Raw genomic sequence first — 23,933 nt, 5'->3', positions numbered from 1 at the left:
CCGCATAACTGAAAAAGCCAGGCGCCTGCCTGGCTTTTTTGTTTCCGCTACCCCGTCGAAATAACTGATCAGCCCTGATATTGGTCGACGCCCCTACTCGCCTTCTTTCGCGGCACGCTGGGACTCTTCAACGTCACGCTCGGCGTCCTTTCGGGATACCGCTCTGGTCTCCTGCTTGATCACACCACCAAACTGCAATACAAGAAAGTTAATCAACGACAGGGTAATCGCAATTTCGTAATAGCTGTACGCCACGGAGACACCAATCGCTCCAGTGTTCCAGATACTCGCAGCCGTTGCTGTACCTGACACATTACTGCCGTTCTTAAGTATTGCACCACCACCAATAAAACCTATCCCGGTAATCAGCCCATACATCACCCGTGCCTCAGCATCGGAACCGTTGTAAACCTGCATCGCCAGCAACATATACCCACAGGACGCCACAGACACCAGAGGAAACGTGCGCAGGCCAACACCTTTGCTTCTGAGTTCACGGTTTACAGCGACCGGTACGGCCAGTAAGAAGGCAATCCCAAGGTGCACAAAGTGATTTAACATTTGTGTCCATTCAAGCTCTGTCATGTAACTACTCCATTAATCTCTCACCATTGAGAGCGCAAAGCACACTACGAGGTTCCTCTGAGTAGCTACTGGACCGTACTGAGTACAAACAACAGGCAAAAAAAACGGCACCTTAAAAGGTGCCGTTTTTTAAACTGCAGGGTTGTGAGTCTTATCCGAAGAACGAGATCATCACACCTGCCGCAACTGCTGAACCGATAACACCCGCAACGTTCGGGCCCATCGCATGCATCAGCAGGAAGTTCTGGCCATTGGCTTCCAGACCCACTTTGTTCGACACTCGTGCCGCCATAGGTACAGCAGAAACACCTGCAGAACCGATGAGTGGGTTGATTGGATCTTTGGACAAAGCATTCATGATCTTAGCCATCAGAACACCTGCCGCAGTACCTACCATGAACGCAACCAGACCCAGAACGATAATCGCCAGAGTGCTGCCATTCAGGAAGGCGTCAGAGCTCATTTTGTAGCCTACTGACAGACCCAGGAAGATGGTCACGATGTTGATCAGTGCGTTCTGTGCGGTATCGCTCAGACGCTCAACAACACCAGATTCTTTCATCAGGTTACCGAAGCAGAACATCCCCAGCAGCGGTGCTGCTGAAGGCAGCAACAGTGCAACCAGAATCAGTACCGCGATCGGGAAGACGATTTTCTCGCCTTTTGTCACCGTACGCAGCTGTTCCATCTGGATCTTACGCTCAGCTTCTGTGGTCAGAGCCTTCATAATCGGAGGCTGAATCAGAGGAACCAGCGCCATGTATGAGTACGCAGCAACCGCAATCGCACCGAGCAGCTCAGGAGCCAGCTTAGATGCAATAAAGATCGAGGTTGGGCCATCTGCACCACCGATAATACCGATCGCAGCGGCCTGCTGAACGGTAAAGTCCATCAGACCAGCGTCGGTCAGGAGCACCGCCCCAGCAACGGTACCAAAGATACCAAACTGAGCAGCAGCACCGAGCAGCAGTGTTTTCGGGTTAGCCAGAAGCGGACCAAAGTCAGTCATTGCGCCAACACCCATGAAAATCAACAGAGGCGCAACGCCGCTGGCGATTGTCACACTGTAGAAGGTGTAGAGCATACCATTTTCAAAACCAGCTTCTTTACCCAACAGGAGCGCCTTCTTGTACAGCGCTGATTCTGCGCTGTGATACGCATCCAGTATATTGTGCACAGTCGCATCAGCCGCCAGACCGAACAGGTCTCGGAACTGAGCAAGCAATGCAGGATCAGCAGAACGGATTGCACCTTCAGCCGCAGACCAACCCAGGCCAGCACTCGGGATGTTTACCATCAGAGTACCAACTGCGATTGGCAGCAGCAGAAGCGGTTCAAAACCTTTCTTGATGGCCAGGTACAGCATACCGAAGCCAACCAGCATCATGAACGCCTGACCACCCTCAATGTGGGCGATACCAGTGTCATTCCAGAGGCGGAGTAAACTTTCCATCAGTCAGCTCCCATTAACCCAGTGTGTAGAGGGTGTCACCCACTTTCACAGCAGCACCTTCGGTGGCTGTCACACTGCCGACGGTACCCGCGCGAGGTGCTCGCACTTCAGTTTCCATCTTCATGGCTTCAAGGATGATAACGACATCACCTTCATTCACAGCCTGGCCTGGCTGAACCAGTACTTTCCAGACGTTACCAGCCAGTGGAGCAGAGATAGGGTCACCACCGCCCGCAGCAACTGGAGAAGACGTCGCAGCACCAGCGTTACCTGAGTCACCACCGAACGACATCGGCGCGCCATTCACTGGAGCCAGGTCGGTCACGTCACCGCCGTCGTCAACTTTAACAACGTACTCGTTGCCATCAACAGTCACAGTGAAGGTGTCTTCATCAGCGCCTTTTGGAGCTGGCTCAAACGCGTCTGGGTTATTGCGGTTCTCAAGGAACTTAGGCGCAATCTGAGGGAACATAGCGTAGGTCAGTGCATCGTCGATCTTGTCGGCAGACAGCTCGATACCTTTCTCTGCTGCAAGCTTATCGACATCAGCGATCACTTTATCGAGTTCGTTTTCGATCAGATCAGCCGGACGACAGGTGATGGCTTCTTTGCCATCCAGAACACGAGCCTGAAGCTCAGCGTTCATTGCCGCAGGAGCCGCACCGTATTCGCCTTTCAGGATACCCTGAGTCTCTTTCGAGATAGACTTATAACGCTCGCCTGTCAGAACGTTGAGTACTGCCTGAGTACCAACAATCTGAGACGTTGGAGTCACCAGAGGGATATGCCCCAGGTCTTCACGAACGCGTGGGATTTCTTTCAGAACGTCGTCGAACTTGTCAGACGCACCCTGCTCGCGCAGCTGGTTTTCCATGTTGGTCAGCATGCCACCTGGCACCTGAGCAACGAGGATACGGCTGTCAGTGCCGCGCAGTGCGCCTTCAAACTTAGCGTACTTCTTACGGACGTCACGGAAGTAAGCAGCAATTTCTTCGATCAGCAACAGATCCAGCCCTGTGTCGCGATCCGTACCCGCCAATGCCGCAACAACAGATTCTGTTGCCGTGTGGCCGTAGGTCATCGACATAGAAGAGATCGCAGTATCAACGCGGTCAATACCCGCTTCGATCGCTTTCAGAATGGTCATGTCAGACATACCCGCTGTCGCGTGTGCGTGCAGCTGAACTTCAAGGTCAGTCTGTGACTTCAGACGAGATACCAGCTCGTAAGCCTGGTACGGCGTCAGGATGCCGGCCATATCTTTAATGGCGATGGAATCAGCACCCATATCTTCGATCTGTTTTGCCAGATCAATCCAGGAATCCAGAGTGTGGACCGGACTGGTGGTGTAAGACAGCGTACCCTGCGCATGCTTGCCTTGTTTCTTAACAGCTTTCAATGCTGTCTCAAGGTTGCGCGGGTCGTTCATTGCGTCGAACACACGGAAAACGTCTACGCCATTGGTAGCCGCACGCTCTACAAACTTTTCAACCACGTCGTCAGCGTAATGACGGTAGCCAAGCAGGTTCTGACCACGCAGCAGCATCTGATGCTTGGTCTTTGGCATTGCTTTCTTGAATTCGCGGATACGATCCCATGGATCTTCACCGAGGAAGCGGATGCAGGAGTCAAATGTTGCGCCGCCCCAGGACTCAAGTGACCAATAACCAACCTGGTCGAGTTTTTCAGCAATAGGGAGCATGTCATCGATACGCATGCGGGTCGCCAGAATAGACTGGTGAGCATCACGCAGGACGACGTCGGTAATACCTAATGGTTTCTTAGAATCGGTCATGGATGATGGCCTTTTCTTCCGTAAACGTTGTTAATTAACGTTGAGTTCTTCTTATATCGCGCCTTACTTTTGGCGGGCACGATGCTCTTTTACTGCCGCAGATAATACTTTTAACAACTGCGGATCCACCCCTGTGGTCTGTGGCGCTGGGGCTGGTTTAGCCGCTGGCACTTCTACCTCAGGAGCAATTTTGTTCACAATTCTGGACATGGCTCCAGTAACGAACACCAGCATTGTCAGAAAGACAAATACGACGCCCATACCGAAAATCATCAGCTCCAGACCTTGTGATACGATGCTTGGCTCAGCCATGCAGGCGCTCCTCAAATTGGTCTCTGTGGATCTCTCCGTATCCGTCTGGCAGACATAAAACGTCCTGCCACGGAGTCCGGCAAGCTGCGCTAGAGTACTTAACTTGACCAGCCAAAGCAACCGCCCAAAACGGCCACAGGCCGCTCATGCACTGGTCGGCGGTAGCATATGCGCTGACAGCTCGCGTATACTCGCGCGCCACTCAACAACACTTTCCCCGAGACAGATCAATGTTTACCGGAACCCTGCCTTTCACAGATACTCATCGCCCTTATATTGCTCTGGCGCCGATGGAAGGCCTGATGGATGGAACATTCCGGGAGCTGCTGACCGCCGTAGGCGGCATTGATCATTGCGTCACAGAGTTCATCCGTGTGACGCAACAAGTGTTTCCATCGAAAGTGTTCTACCGTCTCTGCCCCGAATTACACAACGGCGGGCGCACCCTCGCAGGCACACCAGTCCACGTCCAGCTGCTCGGCAGCGACCCTGAACTCATGGCAGGCAATGCTGCAAAAGCTGCTGAGCTGGGTGCCCTTGCCATTGACCTGAATTTTGGTTGCCCGGCAAAGACTGTCAACCGCAGCCAGGGCGGCGCTGTATTACTGCAATACCCGGACTTCCTGAATCGCATCGCCAGTGCGGTACGCGATGCAGTGCCAGCGCACATCCCTGTCAGTGCTAAAATGCGCCTGGGCTTTAAAGACAAGAGTCTTGCACTTGAGAATGCATCTGCACTCGCCTCGGGAGGGATTCAATGGTTAACGGTTCACGCCCGCACGAAAACAGAAGGCTATAAGCCACCGGCTTACTGGAAATGGATTGCCGACATCAAGCAAGTGGTTGATATTCCGGTACTCGCCAATGGTGAAATATGGACGCCTGAGCAGGCACAACAATGCCAACAGGAAAGTGAATCTGATCTTTTGATGATTGGACGGGGTCTGGTAGCCACGCCTGATCTGGCGCGGGTGATTAAAGAACCCGGCTATGAGCCCATGACATGGCAGCAACACCTTGGATTGCTGGAGAAACTATCAGAATCTCTGGAACACTTAACGGATAAGCAGCTCACGGACAGGCTGAAACAATGGCTGCACTATTTTTCGATGCATTCAGAGACGATTAAATCCGTCTTCGATACGGTAAAGCGCGAACGCTCGAGGGAAGCATTTTTTAACAAGATAAAACAAGCGTCCGGTTCAAGCCTGTAGCGGACTTTGCTTATCTGAATGCCAGTCTAACTGCCGCGCTAACTGACCTGCAGTGCAGGCCAGTTGGCAGGTCAGTTAACAGGATAGAAATCAGGAGTTCAGATCTGCCGTCAGATCATTCACACCGGCTTCTTTTAACAGTGAATCTACCAAAGGTGCCATGGCGCGATGCTTCAGGGCGCTATCGACCAAAGCCTCAGGTAAGCTTAGTCCGGCTTCTTTGTCTGCACTCAGAATACCTTTGTGGCCACCCTCGCCCAAACCACTGAGCCCATCGATTGATACGATCTTCATACCGTCGATATTCTCCAGAGGCTTGACGCTTTCACGGATAATCATTGGCAGACTCTCGTGCAGGCTCAATACACGCTTCAGTGCAATCTGTGCTTCGCTGAGGCTGTTCAGTGCCTCATTCATTGCACGCTGACCTTCTGCATCTACGATGTATTTCTCACGGTCAGCTTCAACCCGGACGCGAATCGCATCTGCTTCGGCCTGTGCCTGCAAGCGCAGCGCCTCGGCTTTGTCTTCGGCTGCAAATTTCTCAGCTTCGGCTGATACTTTCACACCCGTCGCCTGACGTTCAGCTTCTTTCTTGGCTTCGATCAGTTCGATCTCTTTTTCACGCTCGGCAATTTCTACCTGCTTCGCAGTCGTTACTTTCTCTTCGGCTTTTACTGCTTCTGAGCGGGCTACGTTAGCTTCCTGATCAGCCAGCGACTGCTCTTTCGATTTCTGAGCAACGGCAATGGCACGTTCCTGCTGAGCAATCTCCAGAGATTTCTGTTTCTCAATTTCGCGCTCTTCCAGTTGGCGTTCACGCTCAATTTCCTGCTCACGGAGGCGACGCTCTTTCTCAATTTCCAGCAGACGAGTGGTTTGCTCCGCTTCAATACGGGATTCATCGACCTCACGTTTTGCAATGATCTCAGCCTGCAATGCAGTACGCTCTTTGTCTGCTCTTTCTTTTGCGATATCCGCTTGCTGCTGTGCTTCGCGATTTTCAATTTCACGCTGCTGATCCATTTGTGCATAACGGACTTCACGCTGAATTTCGAGACGCTGGCGTTCGGCCTCCAGATTCTTGGTTTCAATCTGAACTCTGGTCTCCTGCTCTACATCGTTCACCTCCTTACGACGTGCTTCGATGGAGCGGGTCATTCTCGAAAGACCTTCGGCATCGAACACATTGTCCTGCTGGAAGAATTCACGCGGAGTCTGGTCCAGCCCTGTGAGCGATACCGACTCGAGCTCCAGACCATTCTTTAACAGGTCTTCACTCACGACCTGCTGCACTTTCTGAACGAACTGGCTGCGCTGCTCGTGCAGCTCGGCCATTTCCATTTCAGCCGCTACGGAGCGTAGAGCATCAACAAATTTACCCTCGATCATTTCTTTCAGAGCTTCAGGGTCAAGCGTGCGCGCACCCAGTGTCTGAGCGGCGTTTGCGATCGCATCATTCTCTGGCTTTACACGCAGATAGAATTCAGCCAGAACATCAACACGCATACGATCTTTAGTAATCAGTGCCTGCTGTTCCTTGCGGGATACAGCCAGGCGCAAGGTATTCATATTTACCGGAATCACTTCATGAAGTACCGGTAATACCATTGCCCCACCATTCAGAATTACTTTTTGTCCGCCCATACCAGTACGAACAAAAGACCGTTCTTTAGACGCTCGGGTATATAACCGGGAAAAAATAATACCGACCACCAGCAGCGCAACAAACAACACTACTGAAATAAAAATAATTGAACCAAGATTACTCATTTTTCTTCAATTCCTTATGAGGGATTCACTAATATTTATACCTGCCCCAGATTCGGGTTAGCAGGTTCTATCACTTTAAACGTCGCCCCAGCAGACTCGACCAGGAGTACTTTGTCGCCCTGTTTAAAAACAACGTCTTCCATTGGCTCGACCATGACGTAATGGGTAGTGCCGTGACGATCCTTAAAACGGGCTTCCGCCGGAGAATTCTGACGAGCTTCACCTATGGTGATGACCGCAACGCGACCCACAAAGGTGCTGGAGGAAATAGATTCCGTCTCGTCTTTGAAAACGACTTTAGCTAATACTCCATTGCATCCACGCACCATTGGTAGCGCAGCAACGACTGCCAGGGGCGAAGCAATTAATGCGGGTAACGTAAAGCCCAGGATACTTTCGAGAACTGACTGAAGAACCAACCCGGCAAGCCCAAAAGTAGCGAGAAAGATAACCAGAAGTACTAACGCAGGGACCTGCCCGAAACGAATCCAGCCAAGAAAACTGGTCAGTACCCCTCCCGAACTGATATTCCCGTCAATATCAAACTCAACATCGGGAAGCAGACTGTCTATCGCTTCGGACATACCCGCACCGATGACCGTCAACACGCCTTCAGTCAGAGCAATAATCAGCATCAGCATCAAAGCGACACTGAACGGGAAATTATTATCGGCGAGCAGAAATTCCATTTACGATTCCGACTTAATACGTGCTAGACGTTCTTTAATACGGTTACTGCGCGACAGTGATTCCAGCTCGGCTAACTTAGCAGCATCCTGATTTCCACTGACGCCCGGTGCACCGGCATTATTCATCACACGGTTAAACGCTGCCGTAGCTTTCTCTAAACGGCGGGAGGGTTCGCTACTACCTGGAACACCGGGTTCACCAGAAGCCTGCGCTTCTGCTTTCCGGTACTCTTCCTTCGCTTCTTCCATTTCACGCTTTTTCGCCTGCAGAGCCTGAATGTAAGAATTCAGTTCAACAATTTCAGCATCGGCATCAGTAATTGATTTCTCAACCACCGGAAGCATGGCCTCTATGTCCATCTGACGAGCGATCGCTGCTTCTGCAAGGTCATCGCGACCTTCGTTGACGGCAATTTCAATCTGCTCCTGAAGCTCAACATGGCGGGCGTTATCTTTATTCAGAGACTGGCTGCTGAGATAACGGGCTGCTTCTGTCTTGCCTAGCTGCTGCCTGACTTCTTCAATGGCTTCGTCAATTTCGCGGATCGTCTGCTCCATTACCATAACGGGTGCGACATTCTCCAACGAATCGATCAGGGTATTTGCGGATGCTGCTACCAGGCGCCCGATTCTTGCGATGTATCCTTCCGGCATAATGTATTCCTCAGTGTGTCGTTAATCTATTCAGTCAGAGTTTCAATCAAATGAAGAAGCCGCTGTTTACGGTCGACATCGACGTCTTCAAGACGATTAGCATGTTCAGATATCAGAGCAGGTAGCAGTTGCTTAACCAATTGCTCAGCTACAGGGAGTAATCTCTGCTCCAGGTTTCTCAGAAAGGCATCATCACGCATCGTGGCCTGTACGCAAGCTGCGGTCTCTGCTACCCCAGCGAGCAGGGCTTCACAAACATCACTGCGTGATTCAGGGTCAGATTTACATTCTGCAAGGATCGGCGCTGCTACTTCTGAAGACGACAAGTAGGCTCGGGCAAAACTTTCGGAGCCGACCTGCTCCCGAGCCATACGAATAAGCTCGCGTACTTTTTCACTCTGGGTGACAGCACCATTTTGCTCAATACGCATAAGATACGCGTAATCTTCCGGAGACAGTCTGACGCTGATGGATTGGGATTTATTGAGCACCCTACTCTCCTTGAGGTTGGCTTTCCTTGTTTGCATACAAATGTATACACCCTTGGAGGTATCGGTCAAGCACTTTCGTGATAGCGAACACCTATCGGGATAATGGATAAGATCAAATATGATAATGATTCTCAAGTGCTATTCTAAAGTTCTTAAAGCAACCTACAGCGAGATCAGCCTCATGACTAAGACTATCAGCTTTGCCATTATGCACTTCGCCATTGCCTTTTCTGTGGCTTACGCCTTGAGTGGCAGCTTTATTGTTGGTGGGGCAATCGCTATCGTGGAGCCCGCCATTAACACAGTCGGGTACTACTTCCACGAGAAGATATGGGCCCGCCGTCACGTTGCGGCTCAGACCTTTGATATCAGCCAGAATGGAGCTGCGATGGTCAAAGCCTGATATCCTGACTCCCCATATTCGCTAACCATGGCCTTCAGATGACATCCAGAATTTCCCTGTTTGCAGACGTACAGAACATTTATTACACCTGCCGGCAGGAATTCGGGCGTCACTTTAATTACCGGGCGTTGTGGGATGAGCTGATAAAGGGCCGTGAACTTCATACCGCCGTCGCGTATGCAATTGATCGTGGCGATGCCGGGCAGATGAACTTCCAGCGCATATTGAAAGACATTGGCTTTCACGTGCGCCTGAAGCCTTATATTCAGAGACGCGATGGCTCAGCTAAGGGCGACTGGGACGTCGGTATTACCATCGACCTGCTGGATGCCGCTCCGTCGTCAGATATCATCGTGTTGTTATCTGGTGACGGAGATTTTGATCTGGCGCTGAAACGTGCCCGAAGAGACGGTGCGCAATGCTGGGTAGTCGGCGTTGAGGCTCTGACGGCAAAGTCTCTGATCGACGCCGCAGACCGGTTTATCCCCATTACAGAGGCGCACCTGTTACCTTCAGGGTAATGAGTAAAACCGGGTTTAACTCTCAGCCAGAACGACCACTCTCAGTGGGGCCGGGTAGCCTTCCGCCGTTTTGTTACGATCTTCCGGATCGAGAAAATCAGGCAGCGAATTAAAGCGCATCCAGTCAGTGCTGCGTTGCTCTTCCAGCGACGTCTGATTCAAATCTACGAGCCTGGGGTTCTTTAAGCCCGCGCGGCGGCACCATAAAAGCAGTGTTTCCACAGAAGGCAAAAACCAGACATTACGCATCATGGCATACCTATCTTCGGGCATCAGTACTTCACCCAGCTCACCATCTATCACCAGAGTTTCGAGTACCAGTTGGCCACCCGGGCGCAATGTATCCCGTAATTCCTGCAAGTGATCAATCGGGGATTTCCGGTGATACAGCACCCCCATAGAGAAGGTGGTATCAAACGCGCGTAGTCGTGGTGGCACGTCTTCCATACGTAGCGGCAGGAGATCGATGCTTAACGTCCCATGGGCGCGTTCTGCGTAGCGTTTGTACGCCTGAAACTGCATTAAAAACAGGCGTGACGGATCAATACCAATCACCCGCCCGGCACCGTCTCCCAGCATGCGCCACATGTGGTAGCCAGAACCACAGCCGACATCGAGAATATTGCGCCCTTTTATGGGGGCAAGATGCGGAGCCACCCGATCCCATTTCCAATCTGACCGCCATTCAGTATCGACGTAGGTATCAAAGAAGCGGAATGGGCCTTTACGCCACGGCATCAGGCCGCGCAGCCCCTGCTCCACAGCATCGCGCTGTGCATCATCAAGCTGAGTTTTGGTCAACGCAAGATCATAGGATGTGAGGTCACACGCTTCTGGTGTAATTGCTGGGAGTCTATCCAGCGCCTCCAGCCATCTCGCCTGGTCGCCGTGTTCTTTATCATGAAGAAACGTCTGTAACTGTTCGCGCAGAATATTGCCCCACGGGCTGAATTTCCCTTCACAGAGAAACGCGTGAACATCATCAAACCATGGCAGCAAAGAGTTGTCGGCGGCAGTCATTTTTTATCGATTTATTTAGCTTTTTATTTAACTATTTATTTAACAGCGAGGTAAGAAACAAAATTAAAACACTGATACCAGCGAATCACCTGAGAGAAACCAGCTGCTTTCAGTCGGTCACGATGCACTTCTTCAGTTTCAGGAATCAGTACGTTTTCGATGGCACTGCGCTTCTGTGCTATTTCAAGATCCGAATAGCCGTTAGCACGCTTAAAATCATGGTGCAGAGTATCCTGAATGCTCTGTTCACTGTCTGAAAATGCTATTTTTTCAGACAGAATAAGTGCGCCACCGTCACAGGTAGCCTCTGCAATACGCGAGAGAAGGCTCAGACGTTTTTCAGGTTCTATAAATTGCAGAACAAAATTTAGTGCAGTTACTGAAGCGTTTTCTATCGGATGTTCACAAATATCGGCGCAGATCAGGTCAACCTCTGGACCATCATCGTCGAGAGCAAGGTAATGTCCAGCGCGTTCCAGCATAGACTGTGAATTATCAATACCGATGATTCTGCAATCGCTGTTCTTCAGTGCATGACGCATGGCCAGAGTCACCGCCCCCAGAGAACAGCCCAGGTCATATAAGTTCGTCCCCGGCTGCGCATAGCGGGCTGCAATAATGCCCGACATCGCCACGGTCTCAGCGTATCCGGGTACCGAGCGTTTGATCATATCCGGGAAAACACGGGCGACTGCGCTGTTAAACTCAAAGTCGGCTACCGATTCATGCGGCCGGGTATAAATATCGTCTCTTTCGCTCATGAGTCTGACGTCTCTTTCTCTGAAGGTGCCGAAGTCAGGGAGAAGTCATCCTCATCAGCGCCAGAGCCAGAGCCAGACTGACGACCTGACTCTTTAAACTCTGGTTTAGTCGACTCTAAAGCCTGAGCCTCATGCAACTCATGTTCAGCATTTGCTTCTTCTACCAGCGATTTTGCCATTTCCTTCTTAGCCCGGACGCCTAGCTTACGGAACTGGTCCGCCTGATTAATCAGGTTTCCGCGTCCGCCTTTGAGTGCTTTCCAGGTGTCGTCGTAGGTACTCTGAACTGTGTTGATCTGACGTCCCATGGTTTCCATCCGCTCAGCAACAATCACCAGCTTGTCATAGATCTTACCGGCCTGGTCGGCGAGTTTTTCGGTGCTTTTATTACGTCGCTCAATTGCCCAGATACTGGCTACCGTGCGCAAAGTTGCCAGCAGAGTTGTCGGCGTCACCACAACAATCCGACGCTCAAACGCTTCATTAAACAGAGTATCGTCCTGCTCGAATGCAGCCATAAACGCAGGCTCTACCGGCATAAAGAGAAACACAAAATCCGGCGAGTTCAGACCTTCGAGTTGTTGATAAGCTTTTTCGCTCAGAGTGCGGATATGCTGTCGGATGGCCTCAACATGCTGGCGCGCATACTGCGAACGCTCGGCGTCCGTTTCGGCATTGACCATATCGGTATAGGCATTCAGCGAGACTTTAGAATCGACAATAATGTGTTTATCGTCCGGTAGATTAATAATGACATCCGGGCGATAGCGCTTACCCTGGTCGTCATTGAGTGACTGCTCGCGAACAAACTCTTCGCCTTCACGCAATCCGGATTTTTCCAGCACCGTTTCCAGTACAAGCTCGCCCCAGTTACCCTGCTTTTTCTTTTCACCGCGCAGCGCGGTTGTCAGAGCGTGCGCTTCTGCACTCATCTGCTGATTCAGCTTATGCAGTTCGCCGATCTGTGCTTGCAAGGACGCACGGTCTTTAGCGTCGGATACATACACGTCCTCTACTTTTTTCTTCAGTCCTTCGAGCTGTTCGCGGAAAGGATTCAACAAGGCATTAATGCCCTGCCGACTCTGCTCACTGAACTGCTTGGTTTTCTGCTCAAAGATTTTTTGTGACAGATTTTCAAACTCTTTTAGCAGCTGCTCACGTGACTCATTAATAACCGCAAGCTTTTCATCGGCGCTGCGCTGCTCCTGCTGTCGGGCCTCCTGTTCGGTCGCCAGCCGCGACTGAACATCACTTAGCTGAACTTGCAGCTGTGCCGATTTTGAATCCAGCTCTGCCAGTCGTTTCTCAAGTAGCTGTTCCTGACGCGATAGTGCAGACAGCTTTTCCTGCTCTCTGGCCAGCGCCAGCCCGGAATCACTGGCACGGGCTTCTGCTTCCTGACGAGCCGACCGTTCAGCATTGAGCTGATCAGCCAGCACGGACTTTTCTTCGCGCAGGCGCTCTGCGTCCGCCGTCAGTTGCTGAACCTGCAGCGCTGACGCTTCTTTGTCGGACGCTGCTTTACGCTCACGCAACAACCAGCCCAAAGCAAATGTAGCAGGAACAAAAGCCGCTATTAATGCCGCGAGTAACGGTGAATCTGAAAGAAATTGGAGAGATTCGGTCATGATTTACCTAAACAAGTAATTCGCTCAATGAGTCGACCACCAGATCCGGAGCGCTGTTACGGATATCGTCGCCATGATTGTACCCGTAGGTCACCGCGACCGTCGCAACGCCTGCCGCTTTCGCTGCGGCAATATCATGGCGGGAGTCACCAATCATGATGGTTTGAGAAGGCTTAATGCCCGTTTCTTTACAGGCATGCAGAACCGGAACAGGCGATGGCTTCTTTTCAGCGAGGTCATCGCCGCAAAGCAGAAAAGCAAAGTATGTTTGCCAGCCCAGAGAACGAATCAGGGGCTCAGTAAACAGACGCGGTTTATTCGTCACCAATACTTTTCTGGATTCAATGGTCTGCAGAAACCTATCCACACCGGCAAACGCGCCGGTCGCGTGATGAAGACATTTCAGGTACGCGTCATCGAAATACTGTCGCGCGGTCGATACCTGATCAGCATCAAGCGCTAATGCGGCGTCTTCGTTTCCTTCTGCGAGCGCACGACGCACCAACATATCCGCACCGTTACCTACCCAATCTGCAACCTGTTGAGGACCCGCCACCTTACGACCCAGTGCCACCAGCATATTGTCGGTTGCTATTGCCAGATCAGGCACGCTGTCGATCAGAGTGCCATCCAGATCAAGCAGTACCAGCTGCGGCTGACCATCGCCTGTCAGAGCGCAGACGTCTGCATTGAACATGGATCAGCTGCCCGCTTTGGCGATTTCCGCACGCATGTCGTCAATGACGGTTTTGTAATCTGGTGCATTAAAGATCGCAGAACCGGCAACGAACATATCCGCCCCAGCGGCGTATATTTCACCAATATTGTCGACCTTCACACCACCATCGATCTCGAGGCGGATGTCGTAGCCTGACTCGTCAATCTTTTTACGTGCTTCGCGCAACTTGTCCAGCGTCGCAGGAATAAAAGACTGACCACCAAACCCTGGGTTAACTGACATCAGCAAGACAACATCGAGCTTGTCCATGACGTAGTCCATGTAATGCAACGGCGTTGCCGGGTTAAATACCAGACCCGCTTTACAGCCGGCGGATTTAATCAACTGCAGGCTACGGTCAATATGGTCTGAAGCTTCAGGGTGGAAGGTGATGTAGGTCGCTCCCGCTTCGGCGAAATCCGCGATCATGCGATCAACCGGGCTGACCATCAGGTGAACATCAATGGGCGCGATCACGCCATGATTACGCAGAGCCTTACACACCATAGGGCCAATCGTAAGATTCGGAACGTAGTGGTTATCCATCACATCGAAATGAACGACATCGGCACCGGCTGCCAGAACGTTGTCGACTTCTTCACCTAAGCGGGCAAAGTCGGCGGACAGGATAGACGGGGCAATCAGACATTCCTTCATGGGCTTGGATTCCAGGGGGCAGTGAATTTGGCGTTATTGTACGTGCTCTCCCTCTCCTATGCCATTTACCAGGCCATTTCCTGTGCCATCCGGCCCTCGTACCATTCTGTATTGGGGAACGGTTCTTGCTGTTGTTCATGTATGTCCTTGATTCGCGATATTTCTGACGCTATGAAACCAATGTTTGCCTGTTGCTTTGCCACTTGCCTACTCCTGATTGCCGTCTCGTTGCCGGCGTTCAGTGAAGAGGAAGAGAATGAAAGTACTCCGCCGGAGGAAACGGCAGAACAGGCAACGGATGAGTCCGGAAGTCCTGCCCCCGTCGCACCTGTCCGGGCGGTCCCTTACCCCGACTCAGAACGACACCAGAGCATCATTGAGCACCTGGCGCTGTTTCAACGTTCGGATGAGGTTGTGACCCTCGTCGCCGGACCCGACTCTTTTCATGGACTATTCCTACGGGAACAAAGCGGTAGGCCACAGGGTGGCGCACTGATACTTCACGACATCGAACAACATGCTCACTGGCCCGAACTGGTTGCGCCACTGCGGGAGGCACTGACTGACTATGGCTGGACCACGCTGGCAATTGAACTGCCAACCGCACCAGTGGAGCGGCTGCCTGTGCGTATACCCACAGAGCCCGAGGCCCCGCCCTCTGAAGAGGACAGCACTGAAGAAAACACGGAAGAAACTGCACAAGAATCCGATGCTGAGCCAGATCAGGAACCGGCCGAGAACCTTGCTACCGAAGAAACGGATGTGGAAGAAGCCGCATCACAAGCGCCTTCTCAGGACGGGACTTCTCAGGACGATACGCCTGCTGCTGAAACCACCCCAGGGCTGACTGCTGAAGAGAAGCGCAAAGCCTACACCGAAGGCATTGCCGGGCGCATTCGCTCCGGCCTGGGTTATCTGGCCAGCCGCGGCCAGCTGAACAATGTCGTTATCGCTCATGGTGACAGTGCCGTATGGGCTGCGAATGCCGTACAGACCCGACAACGTGAGACTGAAAACTCAAACGGTCTGGTATTGGTTCTGGTTGATCCGAGAGAACACCCTCTGAGCCCTCTGCGTCTCTCTCAGGTTCTGGAAACGCTGGAAGTTCCCGTGCTCGATATCCTTACCGCAGAGGCGAGGTCCTCTTCATGGCAGGACAAACAGAGAATGGGCGCAATGAAGCGTCGCCATCACGACCGTTATCAACAAATTCACCTCAGCAGTGCCTCTGCCGACAGCAATACCGTACTTCGAAGGATAAGAGGCTGGCTGCGAACAAATGCTGCAGGGACAGAACTACCCTAATTCAGAATCTATTCTAAGCTTAGTGGGAATACCCACCTGATGGAGAGAGATTGTGGCCGCGCCAGTATTCATAATTGCAGCCAGCGTATCCGCCGAGTTGCACCAGGCAATGATAGAAGCCAGAGGTCTGGCCCTGACAGCAAAGAATGCCAGGGCGCTGGCGGTTCGTGCCGGGAGTAAGACTGTTGGCTTCCGTGCGATCACGGATTTTATTGAAGAACTCGCCAGTGCCATTATCTCGCAATCGAGGGTGATCAATCATCACGCTGAGAAACTATCGACTCAGGCCGTAACAGCCTGGCATTCGGATAACGCCATGGCACATTTTCGCTGGGTTGAAGCCCAGAAGCCGGAGCACCTTGCTTCTATCCGCCCGCATATTAATCAATGCGATAAGCAACTCGACGCACTGAATCACGAACTCCAGATCGGTCTCAGAGACCTGATTGGCCAGATCGATGAGAGTTACAAACACATTCGAACTGCAAACCTGATTGCAACCTCCAGCCACGTAGAAGCGGCTACCGCGGGCGATTTCCGTGAACAGCTTGAGGTAATTGCCGACAACATCCGTAAAACAGCAGACCGGATTGCAGCCCATCTTAATCGCGCTAACAGTCTGCTCAGCCAGAACCACAGGGAAAGGAAAATAGCATGCTAGCCACCGTTTTGTATGAAGATGGCGATCACCGCTGGATTATGTTCGCGCGTGATCCAGGTAAGCCAGATGGCATCATTGATACCAACCAATACCTGATTCAAAGCGGGAACGAGGCCATTCTCCTTGATCCCGGTGGTATTGAGCTGTTCGCTCCTATGCTGTCCTCCGTGCTGAAGTACGTCCCGGCCGAGGGCATCACTAAATTGTTCGCCTCTCATCAGGATCCTGACATTATTTCATCTCTCGGGCTCTGGGATCAGGCTCTACCGAATGCGGAACTCTATTCTCCATGGTTATGGGAAAGTTTTATTCGCCACTTTGGTATGAACAACATCACGTATAAAGCGATTCCGGATGAAGGCATGACAATTACGCTCGGGCGTATTCAGCTGCAATTCATTCCCGCGCACTACCTGCATTCCTCAGGTAATTTTCATGTATGGGATGCTAAAGCCGGCATTCTGATGAGCGGTGACGTCGGTGCCGCCCTCGAAGAACCCGGAGCCCCGCTGTGGGTAGACAGCATGGAGCGGCACGGTCCGAAAATGAAAAAATTTCACCAGCGCTGGATGCCCTCCGATGCCGCTAAACACGACTGGATCCGTCGGGTAAGTGCACTCGATATTAAGATCATGGCGCCCCAGCATGGCCGCTTGTTCAAGCCACCACACGTTGCTGACTTCCTGCGCTGGTTCGAGCAACTGCCCGTCGGTGTCGCCATCAAAGGCTAATCCCTGATTAATAATACTCCCGGGAGCCTGACTCGCTCCCGTTACCTCTTCTGTTACTGCTCCCGTTAAACGAGTCGCCGTGATAGCATGCCTGCGAATTTTCTCTGGAACACCGCGCATGGATCTCCCTATATTTCAGATCGACGCTTTTACTCTGAAAAACTCAAGTGCCCTGAGTGGCAATCCGGCAGCTGTTGTTCCGCTTGATGACTGGCTGGACGATCGCCAGATGCAGGAAGTTGCTACCGAGAACAACCTCTCCGAAACGACATTCTTTGTTAAACAGGAAGACGGCACCTATCACTTACGCTGGTTCACGCCGACCAGCGAAGTCGATTTATGTGGGCACGCAACGCTGGCGACAGCCCATGTGATCCATCAGATTCTGGGGGATACACGAGAACAACTTCCCATGACCTGCCAGGCGGGTGATATATCGGTCACCGTGCTGAGTAAAAAGTCTCCTGTCCGCTATTGTCTTGAGTTTCCAGAGCGTGCGCCGGAGGCGGTCACGGGCAAACGATTACTGAACAAGGTCAGTAAAATACTCAACACGGAAGTCATTGAGCTCCTGCAGTCCCGCGACCTCATCGCCGTTCTGAAGGATGAAAAAGCAGTGCAGGACTGCACACCCGACTTCGCTGCTCTCGCCGAGCTGGATTGCTTTGCTCTGGCCATCACCGCACCAGCCCAGCACGGTCGCATTGATTTCGTCAGCCGCTTCTTTGCACCGCGGCAGGGGATTAACGAAGATCCTGTAACCGGCTCTTCTTTTTGCTCGCTGGCCCCACTTTGGGCCGAAAAACTCGGAAAGAACCGCCTGCAGGCCCGACAGATATCTCAGCGAGGCGGCCAACTCAGCCTCGACCTGAAAGATAGCCGGGTCAGGATCACGGGAACCACCTATCACTACATGCAGGGCGTTATTCGCATACCCGACTGACAAGTCAGTGCACCAGCTCGTCAAAACCAGCTAAACTCTGAGCTATGGTTTCAAATACGATTCTACCTCCCGTCTTTGTTCCTCCCGTTCAGGATAATGAACGGGGGGAGACTTCTGCGCGCAGACAAAGCACGCAGACTATTGACGAGCGAGAAAATAGCAGAAAGGTAGAATATATCCCGGCAATACCGGATGAAGCCGATCTTGAGGCCATGGCAAACAGCCTTCAGCGTGAAAAACCAGCTGGACCAACCTCAGCCTATGGCGAGGTCGCGGCTATGTCAGTAGAAGACAATCGAGGCCGACTGCTCGACCTGTACATCTGATGCGGTACTACTGCGCTGACACAGGATCAATCCTGTAACTGCCCTGAGCAGAATCTCCCCAGCCCATGTCCGCATTAAGTGAATCTGCGATATGACGTACTGAAATATCCGTCATCAGTAGTCCTTCGTCCAGCATCGATGCTTCGATAAGCTTTTTGCGCAACCGGACCTCAAGAGTTCCACTTTCGTCAAAATGTCCCCGACTATGGATATGAGTCACCAGATTACCTGTCTTATCGAGCAAACGAGCCGATACGACAACCACCCCAGGCTCGAATACCTCAGCCATAATAGGGATCAACCACTCGTCCCCCTCGCTTGAGATATTACCGACGCCCTTGATCAGCACTTTGGGATTGAAGAGTTCAATGTCGACCGTGGACTCAATCGGTAAACGTTCTGGTGCCTTGAGAGTCAGAACGAGGGTCAACTGATCCGGCCAGCCTGCTTCAGGGGTAATCATTGCACTGCCAACGGTGCCGTTACCCGTGGTGATCCATTCAGGCGTTGCCTCAGCGATGTAATTTCCCTGACGGGTTGTCACTGCCAAAGACATGTGTGAGCCCCTTGGCGGCTCACCAGACTCAGGGGCGAACTGCATCCGTGCAGCGATCTGCTGATTCCGGCGGAACCTGTACTTGAGCACCTGCAAGGTCAGGCTGCCAGTCATTTCATCGGTACGAATCCGCTCTGTATACGTTACAGGTTTCAAGGCCCTGGACCAGATATCTCCACCAATATCCGTCAGGTCAGCCTCACCCGCTGCCGAGGGAGGCAATGCAGACAGGACACGAATAGACTGATGTTGATCTGAGGACAACAGCTCAGGTGAAAGGAACTGCATAGTGAGCGCAATCAGCGCCCCCGGTAGCAACAGGATGCCACCAAGTAACCAGGGTTTTGACGAGTTTTTCATGCCGGTACGAACCAGATTGTTATTGTTGTGCCTTCGAACAATCGAAGAGACATGATAGACAGCTATATAAGTGTAGTAGCACATCTGGCCTTAACGCAAAAATCACGAACGCAATTATAAAGCTTGTCGCACTGTGTTCGCATTCAGCATCGGATAAACCAGAACGCCACGCGTACACACTAACACCTTAACCGTGGCACGTCATGCCATTGCCATGCGCATTCGAATAGCGTGGAATATTGGGTTGAGCAATGGAATTAAAACGAAGAAAAACAGGACACGATAATGACAATGAAAAAGTATGTGCCTGCAGCTCTGGCTGCATTAGTGGCACTGGGGGCTAACCCTGCACAGGCTGGGCAATACGTCGTAACCACCAGAGTCGCGCAAGACGATGCCGGGGAACGCTTTCAGAAGTGGTTCCCTGAGATGGCCGTTAAACGCCGCATGGCAGACCGTCGCCGCTGGGTAATTAATCTTCCTGACCACAACACCCGCCTGATCGAAGCGCTGCAGCGCTACAACCTGATTGAAGCCGTAGAGCCGGATATACAGGTTCAGGCCAACCTGGTACCGAACGACCCGTACCTCAGTCAGCAATGGGGACTATTCAGTGCTGCGGCAGGTATTAATGCCCAGGACGCCTGGGATATCACTCTGGGTGCCGGTGCAGTGATCGCGGTCGCAGACACAGGTTATGTCCCTCACCCCGATCTGAACGACAACCTTCTCCCCGGCTACGACATGATCAGTAGCTCAAGCAGCGCACGGGATGGCAATGGTCGTGATAGCAATGCGATTGACGAAGGAGACTACACCACTTTCTGGACCTGTGGTTATTCCAGCAACTCATCATGGCATGGATCTCATGTCGCCGGTATTGCCAACGCTTCTGCTGATGATGGTCTAGGAATCACTGGCGTAGCGCCTCAGGCTAAACATGTTCCGGTACGCGTTCTGGGCACCTGTGGCGGATCACTCTCTGATATCGCCGATGGTGTGCAGTGGGCGGCTGGCCTGCCTGTTGCTGGCTTGCCAACAAACAACAACCCGGCAGATGTTATCAATATGTCTCTAGGCGGTGCGGGCAGCTGCCCGGGCTTTATGCAGGATGCCATTAATGCAGCCACTGCGGCAGGAGCCGTGGTGGTCGTGGCAGCCGGTAATGAAAACACCGACGCGTCAGGTTCAGTTCCTGCGAACTGTAATAATGTTATCACCGTCGCCTCCGTTGGCGTCGACGGTAGCCGGGCGAGCTACTCTAACTATGGCAATGTTGTTGATATCGCAGCACCTGGTGGTGGCAACGGTGATGGCATCCTCAGTACTGTTGATAGTGGATCGCAGGGACGTGCAGGCGCGGCTTACGCAAAATATCAGGGCACATCAATGGCAGCGCCTCAGGTGGCGGGGGTTGTTGCCCTGCTTCGCTCAGCCAATCCATCCCTCACGCCTCAGGCCATTGAAGATGTTCTGAAGGATACGGCTCGTCCTTTCATTGGAAACTGTGATGGCTGCGGCACGGGTCTGGTAGATGCTTATGCGGCCTTACTGGCCGTGACCGATGGTGAACCTACCGATCCGACGGATCCGACCGACCCAACGGACCCGGTAGATCCAGACCCCATTATTGAAACAATCACCTATGGCGGTGCTACCAATGTCACGCTCAATGACGCAAGTCGTTACTGGTGGTTCTTCACCCGCGAAGGGGTTTCAAGGATCTCCCTGAATGTTGGCAATAGTGGTGAAAACGGGCAGGTAAACGTTGTAATCAATCACAGTAACCACAACGAGCTGAGTGTAACGCTGACAGCGCCGGATGGTACGCAAACAGCCATGAGCCGTACCTCGGTGGCTGGCACTGCCGGGCAGTATGCTACGACCACTAACGGTATCAGCGGCACTTATACTCTGACCGTCGTCGACCGCACTCCGGGTAACCGGGGCAGCCTGAATTACTTCGCTGCTTCTCAGGATGAAGTGCAGTAATCACATAATCTTCTCATAAAAAAAGCCGCTCGATTGAGCGGCTTTTTTCAGACGTTCAGCAGAACTTACTGCTCAACACCTTTCATGGTCAGCTTCACACGACCTTTCGGATCAACGTCCATGACGTGAACCTTAACGGTCTGGCCTTCGCTCAGGTAGTCAGAGACGTTCTCAACACGCTCTTCGCTGATCTGAGAGATGTGCAACAGGCCGTCTTTGCCTGGCAGTACGGTAATGAAGGCACCGAAATCAACGATCTTGCTGACTTTACCTTCGTAGGTAACGCCAACTTCGATATCCGCAGTGATGCCTTCAATCATGTTAACCGCTGCATCTGCGCTGGCTTTGTCAGTCGCGAAGATCTTGATCTCACCGTCGTCGTTGATATCAACAGAAGCACCAGTCTTCTCGGTGATGTCACGAATAGTCGCGCCACCCTTACCAATCACGTCGCGGATCTTGTCAGAGGCGATCTTCATAGTAGACATGGTCGGAGCGTTCTCAGACAGCTCTTTACGAGGCTCTGCGATCACTTTGTTCATGTCGTTCAGGATGCTCAGACGTGCAGCCTTGGCTTTTTCCAGAGCGATTTCCATGATCTGCTCAGTGATACCTTCGATCTTGATATCCATCTGCAGCGCAGTGATACCTTCGTCAGTACCAGCAACTTTGAAGTCCATGTCGCCGAGATGATCTTCGTCACCCAGAATGTCGGTCAGTACAGCGAACTGCTCGCCTTCTTTAACCAGACCCATAGCGATACCGGCAACAGGGGCTTTGATCGGCACACCTGCATCCATCAGCGCCAGAGATGCGCCACACACAGACGCCATAGAAGACGAACCGTTAGATTCAGTGATCTCAGATACAACACGGATGGTGTATGGGAATTCGTCCTGAGTCGGCATCATTGCCTGAACACCGCGGCGGGCCAGACGACCGTGACCAATCTCACGACGACCTGGAGAACCCATACGACCCGCTTCACCCACAGAGAATGGAGGGAAGTTATAGTGGAACAGGAACGGATCGGTTGTCAGACCGTGCAGGAAGTCGATCATCTGTGCGTCACGGGCAGAACCCAGTGTAGTCGCAACAATCGCCTGAGTTTCACCACGGGTGAAGATCGCAGAACCGTGAGTCGTTTTCAGAACGCCTGTTTCGATGGTCAGCGGACGTACGGTGTCGTTGTCACGACCGTCGATACGTGGCTGGCCTTCGATAACGCGGTTACGAACCACTTCGTACTTCAGTTCGCCAACCATCTCGGCGATCTCGTCAGCAGTGAAGCCTTCTTCGCCTTCAGCCGCTGCCAGTTTTTCAACGGCTGCCTTTTTAACTTCATCCAGCTTAGCGTAACGAGCCATCTTGTCAGAGATGGTGTAAGCCTCACCAATGCCAGCCGCAGCTTCTTCTTTAACAGCGTTGTACAGCGCTTCGTTACGGGCTTCCGCAGTCCAGTCCCAACGCTCAACACCCAGCTCAGCAGTCCACTCGCTGATCGCAGTGATCGCGCTCTGGAAAGATGAGTGTGCGAACAGTACCGCACCCAACATTTCGTCTTCGGTCAGCTCGTCAGCTTCTGATTCAACCATCAGAACGGCGTCTTTAGTACCCGCCACAACCATGTCCAGCAGAGACTCTTCGAGCTGCGCATCAGTTGGGTTCAGCATGTAACCGTCTTCGTCAGTGAAACCAACGCGGGCTGCACCGATAGGACCGTTGAAAGGTACACCAGACACGGCCAGCGCCGCAGATACAGCGATCATTGCACAGATATCCGGATCAACACCCTTTTCAGAGGCCATTACGGTTGGAATTACCTGAACTTCGTTCAGGAAGCCTTCCGGAAACAGAGGACGAATAGGACGGTCAATCAGACGAGAAGTCAGTGTTTCTTTCTCAGAAGGACGACCTTCACGCTTCAGGTAACCACCAGGGATACGGCCAGCGGCGTACATTTTTTCCTGGTAGTGAACAGACAGCGGGAAGAAATCCTGGCCCGGCTTAGTAGTTTTGGCGGCTACAACAGTCGCCAACACCTGAGTCTTGCCAATGGTGGCCAGCACAGCGCCGTCTGCCTGACGGGCGATACGACCAGTTTCGAGAGTGACGGTCTGGCCGCCGAATTCGAAGGTTTTTGTCTTAGCAACAGGGATATTGCTCATTCAGTCTTTCCTTAAATGTATACAGTAAATTCCCTACGTCACTGCCGGTGCTTCTAAGCATTGACCTTCGATCGATACAACCCGAAAGAAGATAAATGGTTAGAAGCACCACCGTGGATTACTTGATACACGGGGTTGGCACCACAGCTTGCGCAGGATGGTCTTAATTTACAGAGTCAGAGAAGCACAAAAAATAAGAGCCGCACTTGGCGACCCT

24 protein-coding genes are annotated in these 23,933 nt (G+C 52.2%); 9 read left to right on the top strand and 15 right to left on the bottom strand.

Going from position 1 to position 23,933, the window contains the following annotated elements:
• Positions 1-93 precede the first annotated feature (93 nt).
• The 4 genes from B3007_RS03395 to B3007_RS03380 all read right to left on the bottom strand — a co-directional run bounded on the left by B3007_RS03395 (position 94) and on the right by B3007_RS03380 (position 4,145).
• Positions 94-585: an MgtC/SapB family protein gene (locus tag B3007_RS03395; RefSeq protein WP_301377071.1), complete on the bottom strand. Its 492-nt coding sequence runs from the start codon at positions 583-585 to the stop codon at positions 94-96.
• 151 nt (positions 586-736) lie between these two features.
• Positions 737-2,038 (bottom strand): sodium ion-translocating decarboxylase subunit beta, encoded by a 1,302-nt coding sequence (locus B3007_RS03390; RefSeq protein WP_301377073.1) that lies wholly within the window; start codon positions 2,036-2,038, stop codon positions 737-739.
• Between the two features lie 13 nt (positions 2,039-2,051).
• Positions 2,052-3,833, bottom strand: coding sequence for a sodium-extruding oxaloacetate decarboxylase subunit alpha (gene oadA / locus B3007_RS03385; protein ID WP_068443227.1), 1,782 nt, complete (start codon positions 3,831-3,833; stop codon positions 2,052-2,054).
• 63 nt (positions 3,834-3,896) lie between these two features.
• On the bottom strand, positions 3,897-4,145 hold the full coding sequence (locus B3007_RS03380) for an OadG family protein (protein WP_076513536.1): 249 nt from the start codon (positions 4,143-4,145) through the stop codon (positions 3,897-3,899).
• Positions 4,146-4,375: 230 nt separating this feature from the next.
• On the opposite strand from B3007_RS03380, the gene B3007_RS03375 reads away from it, so the two are divergent.
• Entirely contained in the window at positions 4,376-5,359 is a 984-nt protein-coding gene (locus B3007_RS03375; protein ID WP_301377075.1) for a tRNA dihydrouridine synthase, read from the top strand.
• A gap of 90 nt (positions 5,360-5,449) precedes the next feature.
• Here B3007_RS03375 and B3007_RS03370 read toward each other — a convergent pair whose 3' ends face one another.
• From B3007_RS03370 to B3007_RS03355, 4 genes are read right to left on the bottom strand one after another with little or no spacing between them, the layout of a single operon-like run.
• Positions 5,450-7,132 (bottom strand): flotillin domain-containing protein, encoded by a 1,683-nt coding sequence (locus B3007_RS03370; protein ID WP_301377077.1) that lies wholly within the window; start codon positions 7,130-7,132, stop codon positions 5,450-5,452.
• 35 nt (positions 7,133-7,167) lie between these two features.
• Positions 7,168-7,821: a YqiJ family protein gene (locus B3007_RS03365; protein WP_301377078.1), complete on the bottom strand. Its 654-nt coding sequence runs from the start codon at positions 7,819-7,821 to the stop codon at positions 7,168-7,170.
• Positions 7,822-8,475, bottom strand: coding sequence for a PspA/IM30 family protein (locus B3007_RS03360; protein ID WP_301377079.1), 654 nt, complete (start codon positions 8,473-8,475; stop codon positions 7,822-7,824).
• A gap of 26 nt (positions 8,476-8,501) precedes the next feature.
• Positions 8,502-8,966 (bottom strand): hypothetical protein, encoded by a 465-nt coding sequence (locus tag B3007_RS03355; RefSeq protein ID WP_301377081.1) that lies wholly within the window; start codon positions 8,964-8,966, stop codon positions 8,502-8,504.
• Between the two features lie 118 nt (positions 8,967-9,084).
• On the opposite strand from B3007_RS03355, the gene B3007_RS03350 reads away from it, so the two are divergent.
• Both B3007_RS03350 and B3007_RS03345 read left to right on the top strand, forming a co-directional pair.
• The gene (locus tag B3007_RS03350) at positions 9,085-9,369 is read left to right on the top strand and encodes a DUF2061 domain-containing protein (RefSeq protein ID WP_348655034.1); all 285 of its coding nucleotides are present in this window, start codon (positions 9,085-9,087) and stop codon (positions 9,367-9,369) included.
• Positions 9,370-9,407: 38 nt separating this feature from the next.
• Positions 9,408-9,890: an NYN domain-containing protein gene (locus B3007_RS03345; RefSeq protein ID WP_301377082.1), complete on the top strand. Its 483-nt coding sequence runs from the start codon at positions 9,408-9,410 to the stop codon at positions 9,888-9,890.
• A 15-nt stretch (positions 9,891-9,905) separates the two neighbouring features.
• On the opposite strand, the gene cmoB is transcribed toward B3007_RS03345, so the two are convergent.
• The 5 genes from cmoB to rpe are packed head-to-tail and all read right to left on the bottom strand — an operon-like array spanning position 9,906 to position 14,674.
• The gene (cmoB, locus tag B3007_RS03340) at positions 9,906-10,910 is read right to left on the bottom strand and encodes a tRNA 5-methoxyuridine(34)/uridine 5-oxyacetic acid(34) synthase CmoB (RefSeq protein ID WP_301377084.1); all 1,005 of its coding nucleotides are present in this window, start codon (positions 10,908-10,910) and stop codon (positions 9,906-9,908) included.
• 35 nt (positions 10,911-10,945) lie between these two features.
• The gene (gene cmoA, locus B3007_RS03335; RefSeq protein WP_076513515.1) at positions 10,946-11,671 is read right to left on the bottom strand and encodes a carboxy-S-adenosyl-L-methionine synthase CmoA; all 726 of its coding nucleotides are present in this window, start codon (positions 11,669-11,671) and stop codon (positions 10,946-10,948) included.
• Entirely contained in the window at positions 11,668-13,299 is a 1,632-nt protein-coding gene (rmuC, locus tag B3007_RS03330) for a DNA recombination protein RmuC (RefSeq protein ID WP_301377086.1), read from the bottom strand. Before rmuC ends, cmoA begins: the two co-directional genes overlap by 4 nt.
• 7 nt (positions 13,300-13,306) lie before the next feature.
• Complete coding sequence (locus B3007_RS03325; protein WP_301377088.1) at positions 13,307-13,996, bottom strand: phosphoglycolate phosphatase; 690 nt, start codon at positions 13,994-13,996, stop codon at positions 13,307-13,309.
• 3 nt (positions 13,997-13,999) lie between these two features.
• Positions 14,000-14,674: a ribulose-phosphate 3-epimerase gene (gene rpe, locus B3007_RS03320; RefSeq protein WP_301377090.1), complete on the bottom strand. Its 675-nt coding sequence runs from the start codon at positions 14,672-14,674 to the stop codon at positions 14,000-14,002.
• 141 nt (positions 14,675-14,815) lie between these two features.
• On the opposite strand from rpe, the gene B3007_RS03315 reads away from it, so the two are divergent.
• The 5 genes from B3007_RS03315 to B3007_RS03295 all read left to right on the top strand — a co-directional run bounded on the left by B3007_RS03315 (position 14,816) and on the right by B3007_RS03295 (position 18,640).
• Entirely contained in the window at positions 14,816-15,979 is a 1,164-nt protein-coding gene (locus B3007_RS03315; RefSeq protein ID WP_301377092.1) for a DUF3530 family protein, read from the top strand.
• 52 nt (positions 15,980-16,031) lie between these two features.
• Entirely contained in the window at positions 16,032-16,640 is a 609-nt protein-coding gene (locus B3007_RS03310; RefSeq protein ID WP_076513501.1) for a hypothetical protein, read from the top strand.
• On the top strand, positions 16,634-17,371 hold the full coding sequence (locus B3007_RS03305) for an MBL fold metallo-hydrolase (protein ID WP_068443201.1): 738 nt from the start codon (positions 16,634-16,636) through the stop codon (positions 17,369-17,371). The genes B3007_RS03310 and B3007_RS03305 overlap by 7 nt, the downstream gene beginning before the upstream one ends.
• 118 nt (positions 17,372-17,489) lie before the next feature.
• Complete coding sequence (locus B3007_RS03300) at positions 17,490-18,314, top strand: PhzF family phenazine biosynthesis protein (RefSeq protein WP_301377096.1); 825 nt, start codon at positions 17,490-17,492, stop codon at positions 18,312-18,314.
• 44 nt (positions 18,315-18,358) lie between these two features.
• Complete coding sequence (locus B3007_RS03295) at positions 18,359-18,640, top strand: hypothetical protein (RefSeq protein WP_301392212.1); 282 nt, start codon at positions 18,359-18,361, stop codon at positions 18,638-18,640.
• A 7-nt stretch (positions 18,641-18,647) separates the two neighbouring features.
• Here the strand turns inward: B3007_RS03295 and B3007_RS03290 are convergent, their stop codons facing one another.
• Positions 18,648-19,556, bottom strand: coding sequence for a hypothetical protein (locus tag B3007_RS03290; RefSeq protein WP_297530382.1), 909 nt, complete (start codon positions 19,554-19,556; stop codon positions 18,648-18,650).
• Between the two features lie 285 nt (positions 19,557-19,841).
• On the opposite strand from B3007_RS03290, the gene B3007_RS03285 reads away from it, so the two are divergent.
• Positions 19,842-21,548 (top strand): S8 family serine peptidase, encoded by a 1,707-nt coding sequence (locus tag B3007_RS03285; protein ID WP_297530384.1) that lies wholly within the window; start codon positions 19,842-19,844, stop codon positions 21,546-21,548.
• Between the two features lie 65 nt (positions 21,549-21,613).
• Here B3007_RS03285 and pnp read toward each other — a convergent pair whose 3' ends face one another.
• A complete protein-coding gene (gene pnp, locus B3007_RS03280; RefSeq protein WP_297530386.1) occupies positions 21,614-23,716 on the bottom strand; it encodes a polyribonucleotide nucleotidyltransferase in 2,103 nt (700 codons plus the stop codon).
• Positions 23,717-23,933 lie beyond the last annotated feature (217 nt).

Origin of the sequence: Thalassolituus sp. UBA675, from assembly GCF_002297765.1 — a bacterium.
In the GTDB taxonomy this organism is placed as follows: Bacteria; Pseudomonadota; Gammaproteobacteria; order Pseudomonadales; family Oceanobacteraceae; genus Thalassolituus.
Note: the sequence above shows the minus strand (reverse complement) of the source record. Positions and strands in the feature narration are given on the sequence as shown.